Annotated in this window: 21 protein-coding genes; 13 read left to right on the top strand and 8 right to left on the bottom strand. The window is 39.8% G+C overall.

What is annotated here, in order from left to right:
* Both H6G41_RS34805 and H6G41_RS24210 read left to right on the top strand, forming a co-directional pair.
* Positions 1–213 (top strand): hypothetical protein (locus H6G41_RS34805; RefSeq protein ID WP_206756950.1); only part of this gene is annotated, 213 nt, incomplete at its 5' end.
* Between the two features lie 66 nt (positions 214–279).
* Complete coding sequence (locus H6G41_RS24210; protein ID WP_190749381.1) at positions 280–546, top strand: hypothetical protein; 267 nt, start codon at positions 280–282, stop codon at positions 544–546.
* A 123-nt stretch (positions 547–669) separates the two neighbouring features.
* Here H6G41_RS24210 and H6G41_RS24205 read toward each other — a convergent pair whose 3' ends face one another.
* Positions 670–1137, bottom strand: coding sequence for a GNAT family N-acetyltransferase (locus H6G41_RS24205; protein WP_190749379.1), 468 nt, complete (start codon positions 1135–1137; stop codon positions 670–672).
* 244 nt (positions 1138–1381) lie between these two features.
* Between H6G41_RS24205 and H6G41_RS24200 the strand changes: the two genes are divergently transcribed.
* The 5 genes from H6G41_RS24200 (at position 1382) to H6G41_RS24180 (ending at position 3531) form a co-directional block, all read left to right on the top strand.
* Positions 1382–1699: a hypothetical protein gene (locus tag H6G41_RS24200; protein WP_190749377.1), complete on the top strand. Its 318-nt coding sequence runs from the start codon at positions 1382–1384 to the stop codon at positions 1697–1699.
* Entirely contained in the window at positions 1696–2064 is a 369-nt protein-coding gene (locus H6G41_RS24195; protein ID WP_190545907.1) for an aspartyl protease, read from the top strand. Before H6G41_RS24200 ends, H6G41_RS24195 begins: the two co-directional genes overlap by 4 nt.
* Positions 2065–2207: 143 nt before the next feature.
* Positions 2208–2486 carry a hypothetical protein gene (locus H6G41_RS24190; protein ID WP_190749375.1) on the top strand — a complete coding sequence of 93 codons (279 nt, stop codon included), beginning with the start codon at positions 2208–2210 and terminating at the stop codon, positions 2484–2486.
* 208 nt (positions 2487–2694) lie between these two features.
* Positions 2695–2916 carry a hypothetical protein gene (locus H6G41_RS24185; protein ID WP_190545902.1) on the top strand — a complete coding sequence of 74 codons (222 nt, stop codon included), beginning with the start codon at positions 2695–2697 and terminating at the stop codon, positions 2914–2916.
* Between the two features lie 117 nt (positions 2917–3033).
* The gene (locus tag H6G41_RS24180; RefSeq protein ID WP_190749373.1) at positions 3034–3531 is read left to right on the top strand and encodes a hypothetical protein; all 498 of its coding nucleotides are present in this window, start codon (positions 3034–3036) and stop codon (positions 3529–3531) included.
* On the opposite strand, the gene H6G41_RS24175 is transcribed toward H6G41_RS24180, so the two are convergent.
* Positions 3528–4547, bottom strand: coding sequence for a hypothetical protein (locus H6G41_RS24175; protein ID WP_206756949.1), 1020 nt, complete (start codon positions 4545–4547; stop codon positions 3528–3530). The genes H6G41_RS24180 and H6G41_RS24175 overlap by 4 nt on opposite strands.
* Positions 4548–4689: 142 nt before the next feature.
* On the opposite strand from H6G41_RS24175, the gene H6G41_RS24170 reads away from it, so the two are divergent.
* On the top strand, positions 4690–4920 hold the full coding sequence (locus tag H6G41_RS24170) for a RodZ family helix-turn-helix domain-containing protein (RefSeq protein ID WP_045873569.1): 231 nt from the start codon (positions 4690–4692) through the stop codon (positions 4918–4920).
* A gap of 90 nt (positions 4921–5010) precedes the next feature.
* On the top strand, positions 5011–5538 hold the full coding sequence (locus tag H6G41_RS24165) for a DUF6155 family protein (protein WP_190749368.1): 528 nt from the start codon (positions 5011–5013) through the stop codon (positions 5536–5538).
* Between the two features lie 62 nt (positions 5539–5600).
* On the opposite strand, the gene H6G41_RS24160 is transcribed toward H6G41_RS24165, so the two are convergent.
* Complete coding sequence (locus H6G41_RS24160; protein ID WP_199316273.1) at positions 5601–6737, bottom strand: response regulator transcription factor; 1137 nt, start codon at positions 6735–6737, stop codon at positions 5601–5603.
* 231 nt (positions 6738–6968) lie between these two features.
* Here H6G41_RS24160 and H6G41_RS24155 point away from each other — a divergent pair, with 231 nt between their 5' ends.
* Entirely contained in the window at positions 6969–12248 is a 5280-nt protein-coding gene (locus H6G41_RS24155) for a DUF4347 domain-containing protein (RefSeq protein ID WP_190749366.1), read from the top strand.
* A 188-nt stretch (positions 12249–12436) separates the two neighbouring features.
* Here H6G41_RS24155 and H6G41_RS24150 read toward each other — a convergent pair whose 3' ends face one another.
* Entirely contained in the window at positions 12437–16285 is a 3849-nt protein-coding gene (locus H6G41_RS24150; protein WP_190749364.1) for a hypothetical protein, read from the bottom strand.
* Positions 16286–16505: 220 nt separating this feature from the next.
* Between H6G41_RS24150 and H6G41_RS24145 the strand changes: the two genes are divergently transcribed.
* Complete coding sequence (locus tag H6G41_RS24145; RefSeq protein ID WP_190749362.1) at positions 16506–16697, top strand: hypothetical protein; 192 nt, start codon at positions 16506–16508, stop codon at positions 16695–16697.
* A 198-nt stretch (positions 16698–16895) separates the two neighbouring features.
* Here the strand turns inward: H6G41_RS24145 and H6G41_RS24140 are convergent, their stop codons facing one another.
* The 4 genes from H6G41_RS24140 to H6G41_RS24125 form a co-directional block, all read right to left on the bottom strand.
* Positions 16896–17642: a DUF6753 family protein gene (locus H6G41_RS24140; RefSeq protein ID WP_242038034.1), complete on the bottom strand. Its 747-nt coding sequence runs from the start codon at positions 17640–17642 to the stop codon at positions 16896–16898.
* Positions 17639–18751 (bottom strand): cobalamin biosynthesis protein CobQ, encoded by a 1113-nt coding sequence (locus H6G41_RS24135; RefSeq protein WP_190749360.1) that lies wholly within the window; start codon positions 18749–18751, stop codon positions 17639–17641. The genes H6G41_RS24140 and H6G41_RS24135 overlap by 4 nt, the downstream gene beginning before the upstream one ends.
* A 90-nt stretch (positions 18752–18841) precedes the next feature.
* Positions 18842–19267, bottom strand: a complete 426-nt coding sequence (locus tag H6G41_RS24130; RefSeq protein ID WP_190749358.1) for a hypothetical protein — start codon at positions 19265–19267, stop codon at positions 18842–18844.
* Complete coding sequence (locus tag H6G41_RS24125) at positions 19260–20414, bottom strand: ParM/StbA family protein (protein ID WP_190749356.1); 1155 nt, start codon at positions 20412–20414, stop codon at positions 19260–19262. Before H6G41_RS24125 ends, H6G41_RS24130 begins: the two co-directional genes overlap by 8 nt.
* Positions 20415–21716: 1302 nt before the next feature.
* Between H6G41_RS24125 and mobV the strand changes: the two genes are divergently transcribed.
* A complete protein-coding gene (gene mobV / locus H6G41_RS24120) occupies positions 21717–23438 on the top strand; it encodes a MobV family relaxase (protein WP_190749354.1) in 1722 nt (573 codons plus the stop codon).
* Entirely contained in the window at positions 23422–23901 is a 480-nt protein-coding gene (locus H6G41_RS24115) for a hypothetical protein (RefSeq protein WP_190749352.1), read from the top strand. The genes mobV and H6G41_RS24115 overlap by 17 nt, the downstream gene beginning before the upstream one ends.
* Positions 23902–24471: the final 570 nt, after the last annotated feature.

Genomic DNA, 24471 nt, shown 5'->3' with positions numbered 1-24471 from the left:
TTGTTTCTGACTGAGTTTCACGCAACTGTATACCAATGGTTGCAAAGGCAAGAAATTATTTTCGATGAAAAAGACATCAAACAATATGCTGATGGCTCATTTCGAGTTTATTTTAGAAGTACTAATTCATTAGAAACAGAATATTTCCAGTTAGTAAAGCCACTCACAATTCAAAAACATCAGAGTTATTTTCAAAATAACTTTCCTGATTAAACCTCGGTAGAAAGAAATTAAGTGCAACGCAAATTCAGTAAACCCCAAAGCCAGGAGAAATATTCCATGCAATCAAACTATCGAAGCTTTCTGGGAAACCCTAACATCCAAGTTTCAACTCTTCCTAACTTTCAAACAAATTACCCAGCAAAGCCAGAACGAGAAACAATTAAGCATACGCTAATTGGCTCCAGTCAAGCTGTAATGGCAACAATTCGTATTGTGCATCAACTCGGTTATGCAGATATAGGTGATTGGAGTCCCTTATTACCTACTTCAAATCCTAGAGAAGTGATGAGCATTTTGATCCGCTCAATTAATGTGCAGTATTGACACTCCACCGCAGTATAACGTCGGGGATTCTTGGTTCACAGTCCAATCGTAACCCCGCAGGGCTGATGAAGTTCGCATTCTAATTCGCGGAGTGTGGACAGCAGTGACAGGTTATCCATCGGGTTACTCCATAACTTCGTGTGAAAGGTTGATCCATTTCATAGGTGTCCCCCATATTCCATGCTTGAAAAAGCGATCGCCGCTTTGGATAAACCCTACTTTCAGGTAAAAGCCAACTGCTTCTTGGGCGGCATTAACAGTGACTTCATCCAAATCATAGCTGCATCGGGTGAAGAGTTCTCGACCGATTCCTTGCCCAGAAAATTCTCTTCTGACGAACAGTAATGACAAATGATTGCCCCTCTTAAAAGCAATAAATCCAACAACGATTTCATTCCACGTTGCAACTAGCGTTTTCTCATTACTTAAGATTCTGTCTCTTAATTCTTCTGGGCTACATAGCTTTTTCCATTCAGCAACGCTTTCTGGTGTGCCATCAGTGAGTTCCCATAGAACCGCAGAAGCCCACATGCAACCACTGATTTGATGCTCGTCTCCAAGCTGCGGGAGTCTGTAGTTAATTGTGTTCATGGTTGTGTGTTAATCACCTTTCAGCAACATCAATTTGAAATGGGTAGTTGTTAGGTTGCTTTCCTGAAGACTAAAACGGAGCGGTCTAACGGCGGTGTTGCCAAGCAAGATGTTGTTGTTCTGGTTCCAAGGGAGCTAATGGTCTAACTTGGCGATCGCTCATTGGTAAGATTTGGGAACCATTGGTTCCCATTTGGCATTTTATAATTAAATATGGACAATAAATTTTCATGAGGTCAAAAATATGACACACTCTTCACCAGAAAGAATAGTGAGACGTGGGAGAGTATTTCCAGAAATTCAATGGACAGAAGCACAAAAAGCTGAAGAAAAAGCCAGAAGACAGGCATTTTATGAGCGTTGTTGGCTGATTTTTGAGCGTTTAAAACCAGAAATACTAGATAAATACTATGGTTGGTATATTGCCATTGAACCTGATAGTGGGGATTATTTTATTGATCGGGATCAAGAGGTAGCAAGTAAAATGGCCAGAGAAAAATATCCTCATGTGATTCATCATATTTTTGGCATTAACGAAACCGGAGTTAGTGGCAGAATATGATTGAGGGGAGATTTGGAGATAAAGGTCAAGTTTACTTTGAAATTGATTTAATTGGAGGGGATGACTTCAGTTTTCCTGTAGAAACAATGTTAGATACAGGATTCACTGAATTTTTAGCTATGAACAAACAAGATGTACAAAGTCTTGATTGGGATTTTTTGCGTCAAAATAAATTAAGAACTGCTCAAGGAGAAACTGAATTTGATGTTTATATTGGTAGGGTAATAATAGATAATCAAGAGTGGGAAATTCCTGTATTTGCTGGAGATGAAATCCAGGAAATTTTACTAGGTTCTCGATGGCTGAAATTATTTATATTAGTCGCTAATTATAGTCAGAATATAGTAAGTTTAGAGTTAATTTAATCAAGAGTTTCTAGATAGACACTTGCTATGGCTCCTGATTCCTTGAGGTGAGTTCACTTCTTTAGAGAATCGCTCTCCTCTCACTTGTACCTGCCACAAGCCTGACGGCTAAAGAGATTAAAACGATTCAAGTGAGAGTTTATATGGCAGAAGTGTTAGTGTCACCACAATTTCAGGTAGTAACTCATATACAAACTGGGGCAAAAACAGGCAGGATTTACTTTCCGGCATTATTCCTAGCTGAATTTTACAGTAGTGTTATCAAATGGCTGCAACGGCAAGAAATCCACTTTAGCGAACAAGACCTCAAAAAATATGGAGATGGTTCTTTTCGCCTCTATTTTATCACAGCAAAATCTCCAGAAATAGAATATTTCGAGCTAATAGCAATATTAAAAAATCTACACAATAGCTATTCCTAAGAGTCTCGTTATTCTTCCAAAAATACACAGCATAGAGAAGAGTAGAGAATTTTGTTGAAATAATTTCTCCGGAGTGTGATGAAGAAATTTATTGTTAGCAGATGTAGCTTTTAGTCTGTGTGCAAGCTATTGGTGAAATACCAGTGTCTTGCTTTTTACGCTTACGCGCTGCTGAGGAATGAAATTTAAATAGCCATTGATCAATAAAATGTGCAATATCACTACAGACATCGACCGTGAAATTGACTTTTTGATGCAGGAGCGCGATAGGTTAACACTATATTGGTTTGAGTTAGGCGAGGCTGACCGTACCTGTAATTTACCACCATCGTATTCAGAAAACTACTGGTATCTGCTTGGCTGGCATGACAGAGACTACCAGATAGAAATCGCCTTTCAACCAGAATCCTCAACTTTTGAGCATTTCTAGAATCAGTAACACCTCTAGCCTGTAGCTGGGGGTGTTGAAAGATGTGCAACCCCTGACGGAAAAAGAACTACAAAAAGCCAGCACACACTTCACGCAATTTTACTGGAGACACAGAAAATGCAAAATACTCAAGACTTTTTGACAAATGCGATTTTGGCGATCGCTACTCTATACGCAATCTTGATGATACTTGATTTGTTTGCAGGTTTAGTAAAGCTATGGAATGCTTGCACTCAGCAACAAAATAATACGGCATACCAGGTAAACCACAAGCAAGTGATAGATAAAACTACTTCACCAGCTTCTAATAAACCTGTAAATAATCCAGAATCCCTATCAATTCCAGTAGCCGACAGCACCGCGCCAAGCACAACAGATGATATTGACACTGAATCTCTAACGCTGTTAATAGAAAAGCTGCCCCAGCCTCGCATTCGTACCGCAGCGCGACGTTTAGGGATTGCAGACAAGGTGAATGGTCATTACCAGCGATTGGCGATTCTGCGGACACAGCTCAAAGCCAAGTTAACATCCCAGCCAAAGGAAGTAGCACGGGTACTAAGTGAAATGACACTACAAACTTCTACTAGCAGGGCAAAAGTTATTGCTGGCTAATGGAGTCCGTACTCTTGTTCCACATCAGCCAGCAATTTTTCTTGTAAGGGCGAAAGGTACGGCTTGGGTTGTTTCCCTAACCCTAAGCCAAGCCAATCTACTGCAATATCTCGGTTTTCAATTTCATGCAGCCGCCGCAGTCGCGCACACAGTTGTTGCATAAATTGGCAGTCATTGTCTAACAGTTCTAGGGACTTGAGATGTTCTATTTTCACGGTATACTCAGCATCCCAAGTCTCAAGAGTGCAACTATAGTCTCCAACATGAGTGATGACACCCCAACAACCACTCTTGCCTTTAAGTTCTGGGTTATCTTTGGGCAGTAGAGTACATACTTCCCCAAGGCGGTAAGGATTAGGCAATTTGGTTCTTTCTCGAATTTTGTCCACAATATCCTGAACAATACGACCAGAGGGAATTTTACCACCAGCAAGTTCTACTGCCTGTTGCCAAGCTTGACGTTGTTGTTCTGGTTTCAAGGGAACCAAAGGTCTAACTTGGCGTTCGCTCGTTGGTAAGATTTGGGAACCAATGGTTCCCATTTCATCTGAGTTCCCAATTTGGGAACCATCGGTTCCCGTTTCATTTGAGTTTTTAATTTGGGAACCATTGGTTCCCATTTCATCTGGGTTCCCAATTTGGGAACCAATGGTTCCCATTTCATCTGAGTTCTCAATTTGGGAACCATTGGTTCCCATGAGATTGTCAACCACAAAAGAACCAGCTATCAAGTAGTTCACATGGCGGTGAGTGAAGCCAAACCGGGAACGACAGTAATCTTCAAATGTTGAGTGAGTCGAACGGTACAAACGTCTATCTCGTAGTGCTTTCAATGCTTTAGCAGCTATGTAAAATGCTCGTTCAACTTGCCTTTCTAAAAATATGCGATCGCTCCACTCTTCTGTGGTAAGTTCGGAGCTACTAATTACTTCAACTGGTGTAGTCTGGTTGGCTTCTAAGTCACTATTGGGGGGTAGCAGGTTCCTCTCACTGGAGATGTTGGACATCTCGCTCATACTTCTACCCCCCCTAGCTTCAAAAAAAAGTCACTATCATTTGATATCTTTGATACCTTACCATAAACTATAAACTTATGGTTTACGATTTCGGACAAACTGACAATTTATAGTTGAGGAGAGTTGAAGGGCTGAGGAATTGATGAAAGTTAGAAGAACGATAGATGTAGAAATCCCCAGTCTGGGAAAGAGAATTAGACAAGCCAGAGAAGCCGATAAGCGCTCTTTAGCTGAAATATGCCGTCAAATTCCCATGACAACTATGAATTGGTACAAAATAGAAGCTGAAGAAACAAAAGCTTTGCCAATCGAAACTTTACGGCGCATAGAAGAGGTATTGGGAGTTAATTTTAGTATCAACTTTGATGAATAACTCAGAATTAATTTTTTCAAATTCACGCTTGTGAGTGAGTTAATTATTTGTAGGATCTGTCCATTCTCATGTACCTGACTAAGGCATAAAATGACACAGCAAAAAATAAATCTCACCCATCTCAAACAATATCTCAAAAGTTGTTCTCAAGAAGAATTGATTTCGGACATTGCCGAACTCTTTAAGAAGTTCCCATCAGTGAAAGATTATTATCAAATTAAGCTCTATCCTCAAGAAGATAAAGAAATTGCTACCAAGTACAAAAAAATTATTGAATCGGAGTTTTTTCCCACTCGTGGATTGGGTAAGGCTAGACTGTCTGTGGCTAAAAAAGCTATTTCTGACTACAAAAAAATCTGTAAAACCGATGCTGCTCTGATTGATGTCATGCTTTTTTATGTAGAGCAAGGAGTCAAATTTACCAAGGCTTATGGGGATATTGATGAGCCTTTCTATCTCAGTATGGAAGGGGTATATGAGCAGGCTGTAGGAATTATTATCAAATCCAATTTACAAGATATCTTTCAACAGCGTTGTCGAAAGATTATGGAAAATACATCAGGAATGGGATGGGGATTTCATGATACTTTGACTGATATATATCAAGAAGCTTTTTGAAAGTGTATGACTAATTATTTTTATAAAAATTATTATTTCCAAGCAGGGAAAACGCATTTAAATTAGGTAGTAAAAATTCCTAATTGCTCTAATGCATACATTACGGCTGCAAGACGAGTTTGCACACCAAATTTTTCATAAATATGTTCCAGGTGTTTTTTAACTGTGCGATCGCTGATTCCCAGAATTGCAGCAATATCTGCCGTACCTTTATCCTTTGCTACCCAAAACAATACTTCAGCTTCTCGCCTCGTTAGTCCCAATAATCTTAGCGAACCAGGAGAAAAAGCCTGATGATTAGACTCTTCTAGCAGTAGTAAAAACTTCTCTAAATTCGGATGTCGATTGAGTCGAACTGTAAGCCTTTGACCATCGCGTTCAAGTTGAAGAGGGCGAGAAACTGGAGGAATATTTTCTGTGCATGTCCATTGTGTAATCTGATGCTTAATCCAGCGTTGGAGTGTATTTGGCAGTGGCTTGAGTTGTAATGATGGTGTTGATGTCTGGAAGTAGCTTTCTATTAGGGTTTCTGCTCGTTGGGTCATCTCTTCAACTTGACCGTCCATTGACAGAATTACAACACCAGTTTGTTCGAGGATTTGATTCAGTTGTGCTATTTGGCACTGCATCTGTGTAAAGGTTTGCGCGCTATAGTAAGCTTCTAGCAAATGCGGTCGAATGAGATTGAGCACAAGACGATCGCGCTCAATGAAATTACGATGTTTGCGCTCTACCGAAACAGCAATGTTTTGCCGCGTTCTATAAAACTTGCTGATTCCAGGCTGACTAGGCTTCACTGCAATCGCAGCCCCTAACTGCTCTTCTAGCCCGAGTGGATGTAAAAATTCTTCGTAAATATCTAATTGATGGAGTTCTTCTTCAGTGACAAAGTCAGAGAGCATATGGGCACTACCATCCCCTGTCCTGACATAGTTGGATGTTAGTGGATGACCCATCAATCCAGTCTTAGATGCAATGCTTTCTATTCTGGGAGCTAATGATGCATCTGGAAAACTTTGAATTTGCACAGTAATGCTGCTTCCAAGGTCAAAACTCGTATAGGATGCCATGTCACAGCCAATAAGTTGGTTCAGATTCGTCAAGATTCGTTGCGGTAGTTCATCTAAGCTACAAGGAGCCTGTAGAACACGTACAAACTTGAGAAGTTGTAACATATCGTTGTGACACAGGCTACTCATATCATCTTTATTTACGAAATATGTCTTTGGGTATAGATCAAATATTACATTGTACTGTCCTCCCTCGTAAGTGCTTTACAAAAAAAATACGTCAGTTGCCGTATTGATTCATAAATGAGGAACTGAGATTTTGAAAATTACTACCAATTTGATATTTCAAAGCAATTTTTACTGCGAATAGTCTCTCGGCTACATGGCAGTGTGGTGTTTTTAAGGAAGTGATTATTAATAATGCTGAGTTCTGAATTTTCTAATTCTTTACAATTTGAAACTCCGGTTTTATATCCACTCTTGAGCGATCGCCCTCGTGAAATTGCCTTTATTGATAGCACACTATTGAATTACAACCAGTTAGCTACAGGCTTGCAATCGAGTACAGAAGTCTATCTGCTGAACCCAAACCAAGATGGTATTGCCCAAATTAATTCAGTTTTGTCAGAAAGACTTGACATCACCACTTTACATATCTTTTCCCATGCCAGAGATGGAGCAGTGCAACTGGGTGCAACAACCCTCAACTTGACCAATATCGGTAACTATACTGATAAGTTGCAATCCTGGTCAGAAGCATTAACCGTGAATGCAGATGTGCTGTTTTATGGCTGCAATCTGGCTGCAAGCGACTGGGGACAGCAACTTGTGCAGCAGATTAGCATATTGACGCAAGCTGACGTAGCCGCCTCAGATGATTTGACAGGTAATGCAGATCTCGGTGGTGATTGGGAGCTAGAGGTACAGACAGGCAAGATTGAAACTCCTTTAGCGATCAATACATCCCTCCAGAATTCATACCAAGGAGTACTGGACTGGCAGCAACAGGCAAAACTGGGTTTTGTGGGAAATTTTGATCGTTTTGGTATCTCAGTAGGAATCGATGGCAACACTGCGATTGTTGGTGCACCAGGTGATGTTGGCCCAAGCGTAATCGAAGGGGGCATAGCTTATATTTATCAATTTGATGGTAGCGCATGGGTAAAGCAAGCTGACCTCACCGCAGGCTCCGGTGATTCTTCTTATAGAGATTATTTTGGTGAAACTGTAGCGATTGATGGCGATCGTGTAATTATTGGAGCACCGGGAGATAACGGTTCCAGCATTTCTGAAGGCGATATTGGTGCAGCTTATATTTTTGAGCGTAATGGCAGTAGTTGGGTACGTCAAACTAAACTTAGAGCCAATGATGTCGGTGCCAGTGACCAGTTTGGCTCCTCAGTTGCAATGGATGGCGATTGGGCAATTGTTGGAGCCTTATATGACGATAATAATTTTGGCGTTGACAGTGGCTGTGCGTATATTTTCCGTTTTAATGGCAGCAATTGGGTACAATATGCCAAGCTCACTGCAAATGATGGCGCAGCCTTCGATTACTTTGGGAACTCTGTTGCTATTAGTGGCAATACAGCGATCGTAGGTGCAGTCAACGATGATGATGCGAATCTTGGTGCTGATGTGGGTGCCGCCTATGTTTATCAATTTGATGGTACTCAATGGGTGCAACAAGCCAAACTGACAGCCACCGATAGTAATGTGTTTAAGTATTTTGGGGGTTCAGTCAGTATTGACGGCACAACGGCGATTGTTGGAGCAGCTGGAGAAAACTTTAATCGTGGTTCAGCGTACATCTATCAATTTAATGGCACCAGCTGGGTTGAGCAGGTCAAACTAATTTCCAATGATGTGGCACAAGGCGATCGCTTTGGCAATTCAGTTTCCATCAGCAATAACCGAGTTGTTGTTGGAGCTTTATTTGATGATAACGATCTCGGCACTGACAGTGGCTCAGCCTACGTTTATCAGTTTAATGGCAGTACTTGGGTTCAGGAAACCAAGCTTATCCCTAATAATGGGGTTGCATATAATCGGATAGGTACCTCTGTTGATATTAGTGGCGGTACTGTAATTGCCGGAGCACCTTTTGGAGATAGATTTGGAAACGGCAATGGTTCAGCTTATCTCTTCAGTGCCAATTCTAATTCATCTCCTATCGCCAACAATGATAGTTTTGCAGTAAATGAAGATACGCCATTAAGCGGCAATGTCTTAGCTGATAATGGTAATGGTGCTGATAGCGACCCAGACAACAATCCACTGACGGTTCAACTGGTGCAAACCCCCTCGAATGCAAGTAGTTTTAATCTCAACCCAGATGGTACGTTTAGCTATCTTCCACAGATTAACTTTAACGGAACAGACACTTTCACCTATCAGTTGAGTGACGGATTAACAACCTCAGATGTAGCAACGGTTACGATTACACTTGCTGCTGTCAATGATACCCCCACTGATTTAGCCCTTAGTGTCACCAGCATTGATGAGAATGTGCCTATTGGATTAATTGGTACGTTCTCAACCACTGATGTTGACAGTAACAGTTTCACTTACAGTCTTGTTGACACTGCTAATTACTCTGATAACACTGCTTTTTCTATCATCAATAATCAGTTGCAACTCAACATTTCTCCTGATTTTGAGACAAAATCTACTTACACTATTCGGGTAAGAACCACCGATCAAGGTGAACTATCCTTTGACAAAGAGTTCACGATAGCAATTAATGATGTCATTGAAGATGTCAATCAAGCACCAACAGCAATTACGTTGAGCAACACCTCTGTCACTGAGAATGAACTGGGTGCAGCTATTGGTGTACTCACTGTTATAGATCCAGATGCCAACGACACTCATGTTTTCAGCGTGAGTGATGATCGCTTTGTCGTGCAATATGGTCAACTAAGATTGCGGAGTGATGTCAGTCTAGACTACGAAACAACACCCACAGTTAATCTATTTGTGACCGCAGCAGATAGTGGTGGATTAAGCAAAGAGCAGTCATTCACAATTACAGTTCTTAATGTCAATGAGAATGCAGCAGCCACCGCAATTACGCTGAGCAATACTTCTGTGATAGAGAATGAACCAGGTGCAACTATTGGTTTACTTACGGTTATAGATCCAGATGCCAACGACACTCATGTTTTCAGTGTGAGTGATGATCGCTTTGTCGTGGCAAATGGACTACTCAAACTGCGGAGTGATGTCAGTCTCGATTATGAAACAACTCCGGCAATCAATCTCTTCGTAACCGCAGTTGATAGTGGTGGATTAAGCAAAGAGCAGTCATTCTCAATTACGGTTCTCAATACCAATGAAGCACCAACCGCGATTGCACTCAGCAATACTGTTGAGACAGAAAATGCATCCGGTGCAGTCATCGGTACGCTTACCGTCACCGATCTAGATGCCAACGACAGTCACGTTTTCAGTGTGAGCGACGATCGCTTCGTAGTGGAAAATGGACTACTGAAACTGAAAAATGGTATCAGTCTAGACTATGAAACAACTCCTACGATTGATTTATTGGTAACGGTAACTGATAGCGGTGGCTTGAGCAAAGAGCAGTCATTCACAATTACAGTTCTTAATGTCGATGAGAAAGTAGCACCAACCGCAATTACGCTGAGTAATACCTCTGTGATAGAAAATGCATCTGGTGCAGTCGTCGGGACACTCACCGTCACCGATCCAGATGTCAATGATACTCATACGTTCAATCTTGGTGATAATCGTTTTGAATTTGTAAATAATCAACTAAAACTGAAAAATGGTATCAGTATAGATTATGAAACCACTCCTACGATTGATTTATTGGTAACAGCAACTGATAGCGGTGGATTCAGCAAAGAACAAGCATTCACAATTAGTGTAGTCAATGTCAATGAAGCACCAATCACGATTACGCTCAGCAATACCTCTGTGACAGAAAATGCATCTGGTGCAGTCATCGGTATGCTTACCGTCATCGATCCAGATGCCAACGATAGCCACATATTCAGTGTGAGTGATACACGCTTTGAAGTTGTGAATAATCAACTCAAACTGAAGAATAGTATCAGTTTAAACTATGAAATAATTCCTACAATTAATCTATTGATGACTGCAACAGATAGTGGTGGATTGAGCAAAGAGCAAGCATTCACAATTACCGTTCTCAATATTAATGAAGCACCCATTGCAAATCCAGACACACTAACTGTAAATCAAAGCACAACTAAAACTTTTTCTGTGAGTAGCCTTCTAAGAAATGATAGCGATCCAGATATTTCAACAACTCTTCGTATTATTGCTGTCAGCGATCTTAGTTCTTCAATTGGAACTATTACTCTAAGTGACAACAATACCCCTACCAATTTTACTGATGACTATCTTGTCTTTACACCTACCTTTAATTCTAGATTTTCTGGGTCTACAGCTTTCCGCTACGAACTTAGTGATGGCAGTCTTAACAGAATCGGTGTTGTTACTTTAATTGTCGGTAAAAGCATTGATGGTAGCGATCGTAGTGATACATTGACTGGAAATGCAGGAGAAGATGTTCTCTTTGGTAACAAGTCTAATGATGTTCTCTTTGGCGGCATGGGGAATGATTACCTATTTGGTGGTTCTGGCAATGACAGGCTTAATGGTGATGAAGGTAATGATTTTCTCAGCGGAGATGGGGGAGATGACACGCTTAATGGTGGTAACGGGAACGACATTTTTGTTCTGTCTATCGACAAAGGTACTGACACCATTCAAGACTTCCAATTGGGACAAGATATTATTGGCTTGGCAGGAGGCTTAACATTTAGCCAGCTCACCTTCAGGCGTGTTCTCTCCAAAGTAGTTAATTACTATGCTATTGAAGATTCAAATACTGGAAAAACATTAGCTATTTTGGAAAATTTCAACGGTAGCCTTAAAAGTGAAGATTTTGTTTCACTATCTACTACCAATGGTACTTATGGAGATGATGAAATCAATGGCGGCAGTAGCGATGACTGTCTGATTGGTGGTAGTGGAAATGATACTTTAACAGGAGGTGCTGGTTTTGACGTATTTCTTCTTGGAACAAGTGAAGGTACTGATACAATTAAAGATTTTCAACAGGGACAAGACCTAATCGGTTTAAGTGGCACCCTTACCTTTAGTCAACTAAATCTTCGCATCGATAAGTATGGAACTTATATTGAAGTGACTAGTACCGGAGAGGTGCTAGCTTTCGTAAAAAACGTATCACTGAAGCGTGAAGATTTCGCTATTGTTCCTATAAACGTGACCTCTAATGATGATGATGTATTGTACGGGAGTCAGGAAAACGATGGGTTATTTGGTGGTGCTGGCAATGATTTACTAATTGGTAATTCAGGTGATGATTTCCTAAATGGTGGCTTTGGCAACGATACTCTAAACGGTCAAGAAGATAATGATGTCTTATATGGAGGTGAAGGCAGCGACATCTTTGTTTTGTCAGATGACAATGGTAAGGATAGGATCTTAGATTTCTCTCAAGGACGAGATCGCATTGGTTTGGTAGGGGGACTCACATTTACAGGACTCACTACCAGGATTGTGTATACTTCAAAATTTGGTGATGGCTACACTGAAATCATAGAGCGAGGCACAGGAAAAGTGTTAGCTACTCTAGAGAACTTTATAGGGCAGCTGAGGGAAGAAGACTTCATTATTCTGTAAATCTTCAAACAGCCTCCACTCTAAGTCTGTTAATCCTTCAAACCGCCCAGCCATAACGTGATTACACTTTTTTGATTTGAAGGCGTTGCATAATGGCGATTTGAAAAGCAGATTATCACATTTCTAGTATTAGTGGGATAGATCCCTTATTGTTGGCTCCTCAATTATTCGGCTAAATACAAACTTACCTAGCGTTCGTATTCTAAATCTTTTGTTTTTACTGTAACGACCTTCTGAGTAGCAGCCTCTCTCTCAGGTAAATTACGCCTATCAAACTCTCCATTTTCTGGAATGTATGCTGCCACAGATATTCCTTGATGAGCTGCATAGTTAATAATTCCAGATGTTTCTATGCTGCTAACGCCAATAACGATATCATTCGGTTGTTTTAAAAGCTGCATAGCAATTTTTACATTGGCTGCGGTAGATAAGTCGATTTTAATATCTTCTCGCGCTTGCGCCAGTTGTTGAATTGTCAGCAAAACTGATGAGGAGTTTTCTGACTTGTATGGTGAAGCATTCACAAAGTGAACTGTATTACAACCTCGCTCAATTGCTCGGTCAACAGCACGCTTTACCATATTACACATAACCATATTGGTTTTAGCTTGATGTGCTTGGTCAACCGGGGCTTCAAAAAATACGACAGTGGCAATTTTATGCTCAATCTCTTCTTGCTTTTTAGGAAATGCGACAGCTACTTTGTCTTTACGCGAATTTTGACTAACTTGTTCTTCTATTTGAATTTCTGGATACTTAACAGTCGCGGGATCAATGACGATATCTACATAACTAGCAGGGGCATGACTAACAGTACCAACAATCGTAAAACCATGAATTTTTCTACCGACTGTCGCTAGTCTTTCTTGTAAAAAATTTACTGATTGTTTGTTTAAACTTCCCAATATTTGATTTCCAATCTTAGCAAAAACTATTGGTGCTTGGTGAGGGTCTTTTCGCTGCACTTCCAGAGTTATATTAGCTTGCTCTCCTTGCCATTGATGAGTAGCGAAAGCATATTTATTAATATTATCAATCTGTAACTTATGATGGGAATTTTTTAAACTTGTAACAATAAAGCTAGTACTAGGAGAGGACGTAATAGTGGCGATCGCTTCACATCCAGGAAGCAGATGAGGAGAACGAGCATCAATAGTACCGAGTTTTCTACCTTCGACTATTATCCAACGAGCGGTCAGGCATGGGTCGCGGGGATGAGCAGCATTCTCAAGCTTAATGGCAACCTTTTCACCTCTAAAATTTCTGTTAGCACATTCATTAAACTGAGTTCCAATTACTCTCATATTAGTAAATTGCAACTGCTTCAGTTGAGCTAATACCTCATCATTGAACAGAGAAAACGCTACACTAGCTCGACGTAAACCAGAATATTTTTTACTTTCTTCTGTATGACTTACATCGTGAATAACTGCTGCTAACTGTAACTTTTCTACAGGTTGAAGATTATTTTTGATAGATTCTATATATTCTTGATTTTGCTGTTTTAGGGCATCTATCATACCCTCACTAATGCCAAATTTAAATTTTATACTACCTTGATTAATTATCATTCCTGGCTGTGGATTATGCTCTTGAACTGATTTAAGGCTAATTGTGCCAATTGGTACAACTGTTTCTGCACCATCAGAGGTATTGTATTTAATACAAGCCAACAAATGATGTGGCATTTTAGGAGTCGGTTTTCTCGATTTTATCTGAATATTTATTTCTGTATTTTTCCAAAATTCTGGGTTTTTAGCAGGCTCATAGGTAATTAAATTAGTAATTTCTAATGTTCTCCCACTAGTTGGAGAAGTAATGACCATATATGGGCCTATTTCTAGCTTTCTCTGCTCTTCTAATTCAATCTGTTGTTTAACTAATAAGTTATAATTATTTTTTATCTCTTGAGCATACTCTTTCTGAACAGGGGTATATTCAACTCCTGGATACAAGTTTCTAAAAGTTTCAATGGGTTGAGATACAAGTTGATTTGGTTCAAAAATTTGATTTGTCTGCTTAATCATTAAATCAATTGGACTATAACCATTAGTCTTCATACTTCTATTCGTAAAAGCCTCTGGATTTTTTTTATCAACCAACCACTCGATTTCTTTGTAAGCCGTTATAGTCTGACAGTATTGAATAATAGAATCTTCAGGTCGTAAAGCACTTTTTGGCCCATCAGCCGCTACTTGTAGCTCATTACCTAGTTCAGCTAAACAGTCTTTCAATAATTTTTGGATTAACTGCAATTGATTTTCGACTTGATTATTATCTATAGCCGCACCTTGTAGTTGAGTAACTTGACTTATCTGCTGAAGTATTTTATCTGGAATTTGTAATTTACCTGCTTGGTATTTAGCCAATACCTTTCCTAAATGCGCCGATACTTGACTCAGATATTTATTTTTTTCTGCGTGGGGTAGTGCATCAATTTCACATTGCAGTGCTACATTTTTTTGAATTTCATTAGCAATAATCCCAATTTTATTCTCCATTGCTGATACAGCAATTTCCTCAAACCTACCTTGATATGGAACTTTAGCTTTCTTGACGATATCGGGATAACGATTTTCTGGCAAGTTTTTTTCTTTCACTTCTGCTGCTAGCTGAGGAAAGTCTTTAGCTTGAGCAAAAGCTAATAAATCACCATCAAAATCACACTGCATATTTTCCATTGCAGTTTTAGGATGTATGTAGACACAACCATCTAGCATTTCTGGCAGATGCTTGTTTTTTAAAGTAATGACACCATTCGAGTTAATCAATGGCGAACGAGTAACTATAATTTCTTCTCCCTCTTGAATATAAGGTATACAGATTTCATCACTCTGTAAATCTAAACTTGGTTGAGCCAGACCAGATGTAAACTTGATAGAGCGTCCAGTAGCAATTTCAACCCATTGTTTACGTACAAAATTTTGAAGTTCAGTAATGATTTTGGGATGTTCAATAATCTGACAATAATTCTCTAAGTCAGTTTTTAATAACGAATACATTAATAAATCTTTTGGTTCTGGCTTTAAAGATTCACTTTCTTGGATATCTTCGCCTTCACTACCCGAACTTAAAGTATCAAAGATAGCAAATTTGTCTTCTATATCTGCTTTGATATCTGGTTCAATTCCTATAATTTTGGACAATAATGCTCTGCGGCGTTCGTAAGTTTCAACATATCGCAGTGCCAATCGCCTGGGGTCTTTTTGGTCTTGAGCTAGTTTTTCTGCTTGCTGCTTGATAATAGGCAATATTTCTTGCTTCACTGCTTGAGGATAATTGACTAAAATTTGAGTTCCTAAACTGTGTTCCCGATATTGAGCCACTGCTTTGACACCCAAACCAATGGTGAGCATATATTCTCCTGGCTTAATGGCATCTTCTCCTTTCCTACCTTTAAAGGAAGAGGTTGCCATGACCATGTCGTAGCCTGTTTTAGTACGCAAATTACTTGTTTTTAGACCGCCGCCCATTCTAAAAAAAGACTCTCCAAATTTATCTAACCTTGCAGGTGCAAGCGTGCCTTTGGCAATTCGCATCTCTGGATTTTCTTGTTGGGGTTTAATACCAAGTCTGAACTGAAAAGCACGCAGTTCTATATTATTGGCTTGAGCAAAATCTTTATCTATTAAACCCTTACAATCACCAACCAACATTTTGGCATCGTTGTTGGCTATAACACTGCCATTTTCTCCGGTCGTATCATCAATTACCAAAATTCTCACGTTTCGTAATTCTTGAAAAGTTCGACAGGGTGTGAAAGGTAAAGGGTAAGCCGCTCCATCTGAAGGGTTGGGGTAAAGTTGTTGGCGGACAGTAGGGTTGTTGGCAAAGAACATCCTCTTACCTGCCGAAAATTGTAGAGTCATCCCGTTATGCTCTCCTAAATCTTCCGGTACTGTCGCTTCGGGATAAGCTGTACCAATGCTAAACTGCACACCTGGAAATAAATATTCAGCAAGTGTGTTATCAAGTTTTTCTTTTACCCCTGTATCTTGCTTGGTTTTTGTATCAAAATGATTGAGCGTTAGAGTCATAGAAGCATATTAGGCACTATTAAAAACTTTTGTGGAGAACTCAGTTCCGAAGAATAAGTGAAATAATTTTTGATTTTTTACACGTAGCTTGCTTCTCGCGGAGTGAGTATAAATTCACTGGCTCTGGAATATATTTAAATTTTGAATTTTCAATGCAAAATCCAAAATTCGGTGAATACAAATTAGAATAGGAGTTGGTATCGCACAAGAGGCGAAGCAGATGGTTAAGCAACCAAAAACAAGTAGATACCAGCTAGTAGCATCGATGACTGCTGAAGAACTGCTCAGTGAAGGGTATGTAAGTCTTGATGACTTATACGACCCTAATGAAGAGCAGGAGAAAAAGGCACTTATAGAAGAAAAACAACAGGTGAGAGAAAGCGGTTGGCAACAAGAGGGCGAAGAGTTTTAGCCAAATGCTGAATTAAGCAAATTCTTATAGCTAAGTAAGTCGGCGCAATTAAAGATAACTTGCGACGGCTGTCATTTGTCCTTAGTCATTTGTCAAGTCTATTTACATAAAGTACATAGTTGAGTGAAATTACTGACTTACTTAGTTACAAATTTACATCTGAGTTTACGTCTGGGTTTAGAACTTTATTGTTTGCGTTCACTCAACAAACTTACGCTTCTCCGGCGGGGTAGCCCAGATAAGGCAATGCCCTGACTTGGCCTTACGTCCGTATTGTGACAAGACGATCCCTAACTTTTGGACATCCTTGAGACATTCTCCATTTTCTAGGTAGCCTTTATTCCAGTCAATTAAATTTTTGGCAAACTTCCCCTCTTTGGACAGCGCCCAATTCATTGCCTCCAATTGATTCCAAGTCAAGAGGTTTGACTGTACATCTGTATATCCTCCACCCAGTATCCCAGTAATCAAAGGTGGGACGCTCAGGCCCATAATGAAGCCCATGCCCAGGATAAAAAACATTAAGAGGGCGGCAGGGAATACGGCGGAGAGAATTTGTCTTCCCTCTGCTAGCTGTGCTTTGTGAATGAGGGCGTGGGCCGCTCGGTCTATAGCAACCTTCTGCCGCTCGACTGCTACGTGTTCCACTAGTTCCAAGTTACGAGCTAAGTCCCGATTCCAATTCTTGAACAGCAACTGCAAAGTCTCTGGTGCATCTTTCAGCATTGCTTCTAATTGTCCGGTAGCAACTAACACCAAGAATAAAGGGTCGTCTTGGGATAGACCGCTACTAAGGGCAAAATCCATGACTCGGCGCTTAAAGGCTTCGCTTTTTCCCTGCAAGGCTTCGGCTAGCAATTTATCGGGAGTAAAAGGTACGGCTGGTTGGTCAGTAGGGGTGGGAAAAAAATCTTCGTCAAATCTATCTACTTCTTTGCTTGTCATTGCACTAACCCCGTACCAGCAAAGGCTGCATAAGCTTCTTTGAGGAAGTTTTTGACTCGTTGCTTTGATATTACCTTGAGATCGGGATGGGCGATCGCAGCTTCAAAAGTCACTCCCAATCGGTCAACCATGTTCCGCTCCCAAAAGGGAAACTTAGGAAAGTCCATGACGATGAAATTATATTTAGTTTGAGCTGCTACAAACTCTGGCATCTCCTGAATATATTTCCAGTCATCGCACAATCCCAAATTTCTCACGAATACATGGAGCATACTGTCTCCCAAATCTTCTAAAGACTGAAGGAAGAAATTTACGGAATCAACCCCACCAGTACACACAAACCATTTAACAAATTTAATCGAATTTTCCTTGCCTATCTCCGTCAGATCGTTATTTTTTATCCAATTAGTCACTTTTGAGTAAACCTGAGCAGGCAAGTTGACAATTACTGAGTTTTCAAATGCCAAGTCAAATATTGTGTCTGCCTCTTTAGCTAGCTTGTCATCATCACTGAAATATGCCGTTTCTACATTGTCGTAAATATTGATGATATCCTGGTTACTTGTATCCGCATCTACAATTGAAACGTCATGACCAATGGCAGCGCAATATTCAATAAATGCTCTGGATAAAAATGATTTACCTGCGCCTCCTTTTTCCCCATCTACAATGTGAATAGTGGTAGATATTTTAAATGTTTTTTCTGGCTTGTTTAGGTTAACTTTGGCATCATTTAGGCTAACATTGCCATCAACAGATGTTGTTAGCTGCAACTCATCTGGATTTTTATTGGCTGCTAAATCTGCTTCAGCTTCAAGGAATATAGCAGGATTACCAACATTTTCTACTTCTAGCAATAAATCTTCTCTAGGATCTACGACATCCAAGTCTTGGATATCACCTTCTAACTGAATCGAATTATCTTCTATTTCTCGTTCCCAAGCGACATCTTCTATTTTGAGATTTTCATTGATTGTAGACATAGCATCATTTTCTACTTTGGAGTTTGATGACTGGTTAAGGTTGTCACTAGAAAAATTATTCGCATTCTTTCTCGGTCTGCCTCTTTTTCTTTTTTCTGGATTGGGAGTTGGTGCTGTAAAGTTCATAATGCCAATTAGTTAGTGATTCAAGTAATATTGGAAAAAGTAATTGGAAAAAATTCTCACCTATTTGGCGAATTGATGTAGTGAACTGACTTACCAGTTTTCAAAAGAATTGATGTCATAATCAAACTGTCCTATCATCTGTTTTTGTTCTTCTATAGTGGGAGGAGTTTGTACGGTTTGGGTATTAGATTTAGAGTCGGTTGATGAAGGCGATCGCTCTGGATTTAAAGTCAAACGCAAATCTTGAGAATTAGATAACCCTGCTGCTGCGTGAATCTGCCTGAGTTGGTGTAACAATGTGTAGCAAGCATCAGTAACTACCCGTTGTTTTGTAGCCTCATCAATTTCTTTTGAGTTAACAACAGCTATTGGCAGCCAGAATGCTCTTAGTGCTAGCAATATCATTTCCGTAGTATCTCTAACACTACTAGCAGCAATGTAATCGAGCATAAAAGCATCCATTTCGTTGCGCGGCTGATACCGCCAGCGAAAATTCATCCGCATCTGCTTAGACATGACCAATCACCTCAGCATGATGAGCAAAATGCTGTTTCACTCTTTCGTCAAAATACAAAAATGCACTATAAACATCTGCCAAGCGATTGCCGAGAAAGTGCTGATCTACATTTTTGGGAATAGAAACACCAGAAAATATACAAGGTGTAGCTGGGTAATGTGAATTCAATTCTTTCTTTATATAATCCGCAGTACCACCGCAAAATAGTATTTCTTCTACATCTGGCGGCACAACTTGGTCTAGCCAACTCGTTAGTGCTGCAACATATTCATGTCGAGCTGCCCTAATTGCTTTTACCATTGTTGTTAACTCAGATGTACGTCCTTCTCTAGTTCGAGAACGCAAGACCCGCACTAGGGGACGAGTATCAATGTCATTTCCGGCTTCAGCGATCGCTCTCGTTAACCGCTCTACAGTTTGACCTGATGTTGCAGCGACTACTTTCTCGACCATCTTCACCATGCCTAAGTCTGACATTTTTCCTTCCTTGGAAACAATGCCTCTTTTTGAAATTAAGACTGATGCATTGCGAAAACCAACCATCACCACCGCGCACACTCTCTGTTTCAATGCTTGTCCCACCCGCTTTTGGTGCGATAAAAATACCCCTGCCCCCTCTGGTAAGCATTGAAACATCACACACTCTACCTGCATTTGCAAACCAACAGCTAAGTAGTCAGCACCAAAAGTACGCACTAATCGTTCAAATTCCGCTTTGTTCTCAAATTCTCCTGGAGGTAGCAGAACTAAGAGAACAATTCTGATTTTGGATGGCAATTTCAGTTTCTCCTTAACTACCCAAATTGCGGCTAAGGTTTTATAAACAGCCCGCTCGTACTTCAACTCAACTAGTCCGGTATTGCTGTAGTACTTACTTTGAGCTAAATATCCTACTACCTTTGTCTTGCCATTCACCGACACCCACGCCCTATTCTCTGGATCAGTCACTCCCATCAAATTCTGTTCGTGAGTTTTAATTGATTCCACTGTCACATCTCCTACTTCCGGTTCCATGAACAGGGAATAAGTTTCCGAACTGCCGTATAAAGAATAAATTCCTTTTGTACCACTTCCTCCAAAATCTAAGGCAATAACAACCAGGGGAGGAATTTCCTGATTATTCTTAATCGCACTTTTTTTTCTCATGGATAAGAATCAGAATTAATTTTTTAATCCAAAATTTGGAGCCTTTTGGAGCCTTTTGGAGACATTTTGGAGACATTTGGAGCCTAATTATTAATTGAGCTTATGTAATTAGCCTTATTTTCTGACAAAATCTGGCTCCATTTGGCTCCGTTTGGCTCCATTTGGCTCCACTCAAAATAAATGCCTTGAAAATACGTAAAATGCTTGGAGTAAAGCTTTGAGAGTCGGTTTAATTATTCAAATATTCGATATCAGCACATGAATAACAATTCCAAGCTTCTTTGATAATACATAACTCGCAGTCTCCAGATTTAACATTGAAAAAAATTTTCGGGAGTTCATAATTAAAATTGTGAACTCACTACACAATTGATGGCAGAGAAATTCCCAAAAATTATTTTGTTTACCCTGAAAAAATTTGGATTTCATCCTATCTGCCAATTTGAAACTTCCTCTTGTGAGCAACCAGAAATGATTATTAGCGCTACTTATCAATGAAAAAGAAATATTTTGCGGTTGAACGTCTGCTAACTCAACTAAGCTGTCCATAAATTCAAATATTACTTTCTTCTTTTAGTAACTAACTTTTGATCAAGCCTTGCCATTGAACAACAGACAGATTCTCTACTACCCCAGATAGCAGTAAATCAGTCTGTATAAAAATAGATCCAAGTTATATTAAGTTACTTATCTACCAGAACCGAGATAAAAATCCTGAAACCATTACTTGGCATGAATTACAGCAACTAAGCAGAAAAATAATTTTGTGTATAATTACACTATTTTTGCAAATATGGTATTGGAAATTGTAACTATCTATAGCAACTATAACAGCGATGTTATCAGTTAAAATACACAGAAATTTAATAAAAAAATTGACCCTGATTTTTATTAATACGTAAGACTAAAGGTAGATTTTATTGCAATTTTAATTACCGTAATGTGATAATTACATCCAATGAAATTATGTAATTGATGTCAGCTGTCGGACATACAACTTGCAGCGTCAGGGCGGGCTTTCTGTCCTAACGCTACTTGCTACAAGTCAGAAGGGTGCAGTGGTTCTCTTTCAAGGATAGGTATTTAATTTTCCGAGCAATAATTGAGAATATTCTCAATTATTGAACAAAGTTTTAAGGTCTCAGACGATGATTTTGGTTTTAAAACCCAAAAAATTGGTCAAATCTGAAAAACCTACCCTTGAAAAGCAGTGGTTCCCCCACAAGAGATTGAAAAAAATATTTGTTGGAATTAAAAGCGTGACAGCTGATCAACAAAGTACTTACATCACGCGCCAGTGTTATGTCGCTAGCTGTCTGTAGAATACAAAAAATTAAAAGCTGGGGATTGCTAGGGGGCAATGAAGCTCACACAGCCAGAGCAAGAAACACACTCAATGCAAACCCAGAAGTAACAAATGTTACGCTCTTTGGTAATTCTGACAACGCCAATTTAGTAGCCTTGGTGAAAGATAAAATCGGGTTGCAGAAAATCCGCTCGAATGCTGTTTTAGCAGTGGAGATGATATTGAGTGCCAGTGCTGAGTATTTTCGTCCTGAAGGACTTTTTCAGGCGGGGACACAGGATAAACAGCGTTTGGAAAACTTTGCACAAGCAACACTTACATGGTTATGTTCTGCTTGGGGCGATCGCCTGCTGAGGGCTGAATTACACTTAGATGAAATTACACCCCACGTTCATGCTTACATTGTGCCATTGGACGAGCAAGGCAAGCTCAACTGTCGTGCATTGTTTGGCACTAGAGAAAAGCTATCCCAACTGCAAGATAGTTTTGCTGATGCTGTTGCACATTTAGGTATTTCTCGTGGCATTAAGGGTAGTGCTGCTACCTACACCTCAGTTAAGAAATATTACGCTGCCGTATCCTGCGAATCTGAAATCCTCGATTTAGAAAGTTACCTGCCTAAACCTCGAATACATGAAGCAAGCGAATCCTATCGAGAACGGGTGATTGAAGTTCTAAGGGAGAAACTAGAGATCATTAATTACCAATTGAGCGATCGCACTCGCTTGCTCAGACAAAAAGCCGAATTGGAGAAAACGGCATCCAGAAGCGAAAAACTCAGGGCTAGTTTAGAAAAAGAATTACTTGCTCTACGCCAAGAAATGAAGCTTGTACAAGATTTACCCTTGGAATCTGTGGCTTATGAACTGGGGTTAAACCAAGACAAGCACAATCAGAGTACGTGGTTTTCAACCCATCACGCGATCGCCATTAGCAACTCTTCGTTTCACGATGATTTGCACAACAGCATTGGTAAAGGTGCGTTGGAGTTGGTAATGCATGTTAACCAGTGTAGTTTCGATGATGCAGTTGTTTGGTTGCGCGATTGTTTTGGGGAAGAACAGATGCTGGCTGCGGTTACTCACCACGCTAGAAGAGAAGCTTTAAGTATTGCCCAGCAGGTTCCGCCATCTATATTTGTAGCCCCAACACCGGATCGCAATCGGTGGTTGGAAATTGAGCGATATCTAACACGCGATCGCTCTCTTCCTCAAAAATTGGTACAAACTCTGTACCAGCGTGGATTGATATATGCAGATATTACAGGTAACGCAGTATTTTTAGCCCGCAGTCTTTCTGCTGAGGTGACGGGAGCATATTTGCACCCGCCTAGAGCTACTGGTGATGCTTTTAGTTTTTGCAGTAGGCGACGCTTAATATCTCAGCATGGTTGGTTTCACTTGAGTATGGGTGGAAACTTCAACAGCCCCACCATCATGGCAATGTTAGTTTCTACACCTATCGAAGCTATGTCCCTAGCAGCGTTAAACGCTCCTCATCAAAAGAGAACTCTATATTTAGTAGCTGATAGGGAACACGCACCTGCACCTGTGGAATTTCTCAAAAACGTACCCACAGTAATTGTAGCTATGCCCAAGGTAGCAGCAATCACACTTCAGAGAGAGCTATCTTATGCTAAACATTTAGAACCGAGAACTTCTTGGAATCGACAGCTGCAACAACTTCAGGGAGATACAAGCTATGTCACGTTGGGATGACGAACGAAGGGAAATGATGTTACATTCTCTTTTCATTACTTTTAACCCTGTGGCATATCTGCTGGGAATGGCAGCGCTGGGATTTTTGGGGGGACTATACATCTGGTTCAAACCAACATCAAATATTTCGCCACAACCGAAACAACTAGAAACTGCTACTGATTATGTGGATTGGGGCTACAAAATTATGAACGCCGATATGCCAGAAATAGCTAGAATCAATCCAGAGCGTCGTCAAGCTAATTGTAAAACTGCTCTACAATACTTTGAAAAAGCGATCGCTCTCAACTCCAAATTAGCTTTTGGTTATCAAGGAAGAGGAATGAGCTTGATTTGTCAAAACAACAAGCAGGCTGGTAGACAATCACTTGCTCAGGCTAAAAACCTTTACTTGAAAGAAGGTAACAAGCAAGAAGCTAATAACATAGACATAATTCTTAAAATATATAGTAATCCGATTTAATTCGCAGAAATTATTTGCTTGGTGCGCTTCTGGTGCGTCGGCTACGCTTAGGGCGTAGCTATGCCGCAGGCTTTACGCGCAGTGCAAGCGCGATAACACGGGAACAGGGAAGAAGGAATAAAAGTGTACCTAGCTTCACAAAAATAAAATAATAGTCCTATCTATAGGAATCCGCTTTGATTCCTGAAATTATTTGCGTAGGGAGGGAACAGGGAACAGAGAACAGGGAATAAGGAATCAAAGTATACTGAGTTTTTTTCAAAAATCAAATATGAATACTATAAATAATAGATATTTACTTATTTAATACCGCCAACCACGGAATTATTTTTTAACTAATCTCACTTTTGTGAGATTTTTTATTAGATTCAATTAGGCATACATAAAATATAAATTTAAACAGGAAATGAAATATTTTTTATGATAGAAAAATCAATATGTTTTCTTTACGTTGTATAAGTAATTTATTTAAAAGCTATTTTTTTATATTTTTTTAATTTTCGATTTTTCTTATTTGCCTATACTAGTAATAAGCAGTTGTTAAGCTATGCTTAAAACTAAAATCGGCCA

This window comes from Tolypothrix sp. FACHB-123 (assembly GCF_014697075.1).
GTDB lineage: Bacteria > Cyanobacteriota > Cyanobacteriia > Cyanobacteriales > Nostocaceae > Aulosira.
The sequence above is the reverse complement of the archived record's forward strand: the minus strand, read 5'-3'. Positions and strand labels throughout refer to the sequence as shown.

Bases quoted from the DNA above. Each gene is read 5' to 3' on its own strand.
- mobV (WP_190749354.1), top strand. From the start codon at position 21,717: ATGTCGCTAGCTGTCTGTAGAATACAAAAAATTAAAAGCTGGGGATTG.
- H6G41_RS24205 (WP_190749379.1), bottom strand. From the start codon at position 1,137: ATGAACACAATTAACTACAGACTCCCGCAGCTTGGAGACGAGCATCAA.
- H6G41_RS24155 (WP_190749366.1), top strand. From the start codon at position 6,969: ATGCTGAGTTCTGAATTTTCTAATTCTTTACAATTTGAAACTCCGGTT.
- H6G41_RS24180 (WP_190749373.1), top strand. From the start codon at position 3,034: ATGCAAAATACTCAAGACTTTTTGACAAATGCGATTTTGGCGATCGCT.
- H6G41_RS24135 (WP_190749360.1), bottom strand. From the start codon at position 18,751: ATGAACTTTACAGCACCAACTCCCAATCCAGAAAAAAGAAAAAGAGGC.
- H6G41_RS24190 (WP_190749375.1), top strand. From the start codon at position 2,208: ATGGCAGAAGTGTTAGTGTCACCACAATTTCAGGTAGTAACTCATATA.
- H6G41_RS24170 (WP_045873569.1), top strand. From the start codon at position 4,690: ATGAAAGTTAGAAGAACGATAGATGTAGAAATCCCCAGTCTGGGAAAG.
- H6G41_RS24185 (WP_190545902.1), top strand. From the start codon at position 2,695: ATGTGCAATATCACTACAGACATCGACCGTGAAATTGACTTTTTGATG.
- H6G41_RS24130 (WP_190749358.1), bottom strand. From the start codon at position 19,267: ATGTCTAAGCAGATGCGGATGAATTTTCGCTGGCGGTATCAGCCGCGC.
- H6G41_RS24200 (WP_190749377.1), top strand. From the start codon at position 1,382: ATGACACACTCTTCACCAGAAAGAATAGTGAGACGTGGGAGAGTATTT.
- H6G41_RS24175 (WP_206756949.1), bottom strand. From the start codon at position 4,547: ATGAGCGAGATGTCCAACATCTCCAGTGAGAGGAACCTGCTACCCCCC.
- H6G41_RS24145 (WP_190749362.1), top strand. From the start codon at position 16,506: ATGGTTAAGCAACCAAAAACAAGTAGATACCAGCTAGTAGCATCGATG.
- H6G41_RS24125 (WP_190749356.1), bottom strand. From the start codon at position 20,414: ATGAGAAAAAAAAGTGCGATTAAGAATAATCAGGAAATTCCTCCCCTG.
- H6G41_RS24140 (WP_242038034.1), bottom strand. From the start codon at position 17,642: ATGACAAGCAAAGAAGTAGATAGATTTGACGAAGATTTTTTTCCCACC.
- H6G41_RS24160 (WP_199316273.1), bottom strand. From the start codon at position 6,737: ATGAGTAGCCTGTGTCACAACGATATGTTACAACTTCTCAAGTTTGTA.
- H6G41_RS24195 (WP_190545907.1), top strand. From the start codon at position 1,696: ATGATTGAGGGGAGATTTGGAGATAAAGGTCAAGTTTACTTTGAAATT.
- H6G41_RS24115 (WP_190749352.1), top strand. From the start codon at position 23,422: ATGTCACGTTGGGATGACGAACGAAGGGAAATGATGTTACATTCTCTT.
- H6G41_RS24165 (WP_190749368.1), top strand. From the start codon at position 5,011: ATGACACAGCAAAAAATAAATCTCACCCATCTCAAACAATATCTCAAA.
- H6G41_RS24150 (WP_190749364.1), bottom strand. From the start codon at position 16,285: ATGACTCTAACGCTCAATCATTTTGATACAAAAACCAAGCAAGATACA.
- H6G41_RS24210 (WP_190749381.1), top strand. From the start codon at position 280: ATGCAATCAAACTATCGAAGCTTTCTGGGAAACCCTAACATCCAAGTT.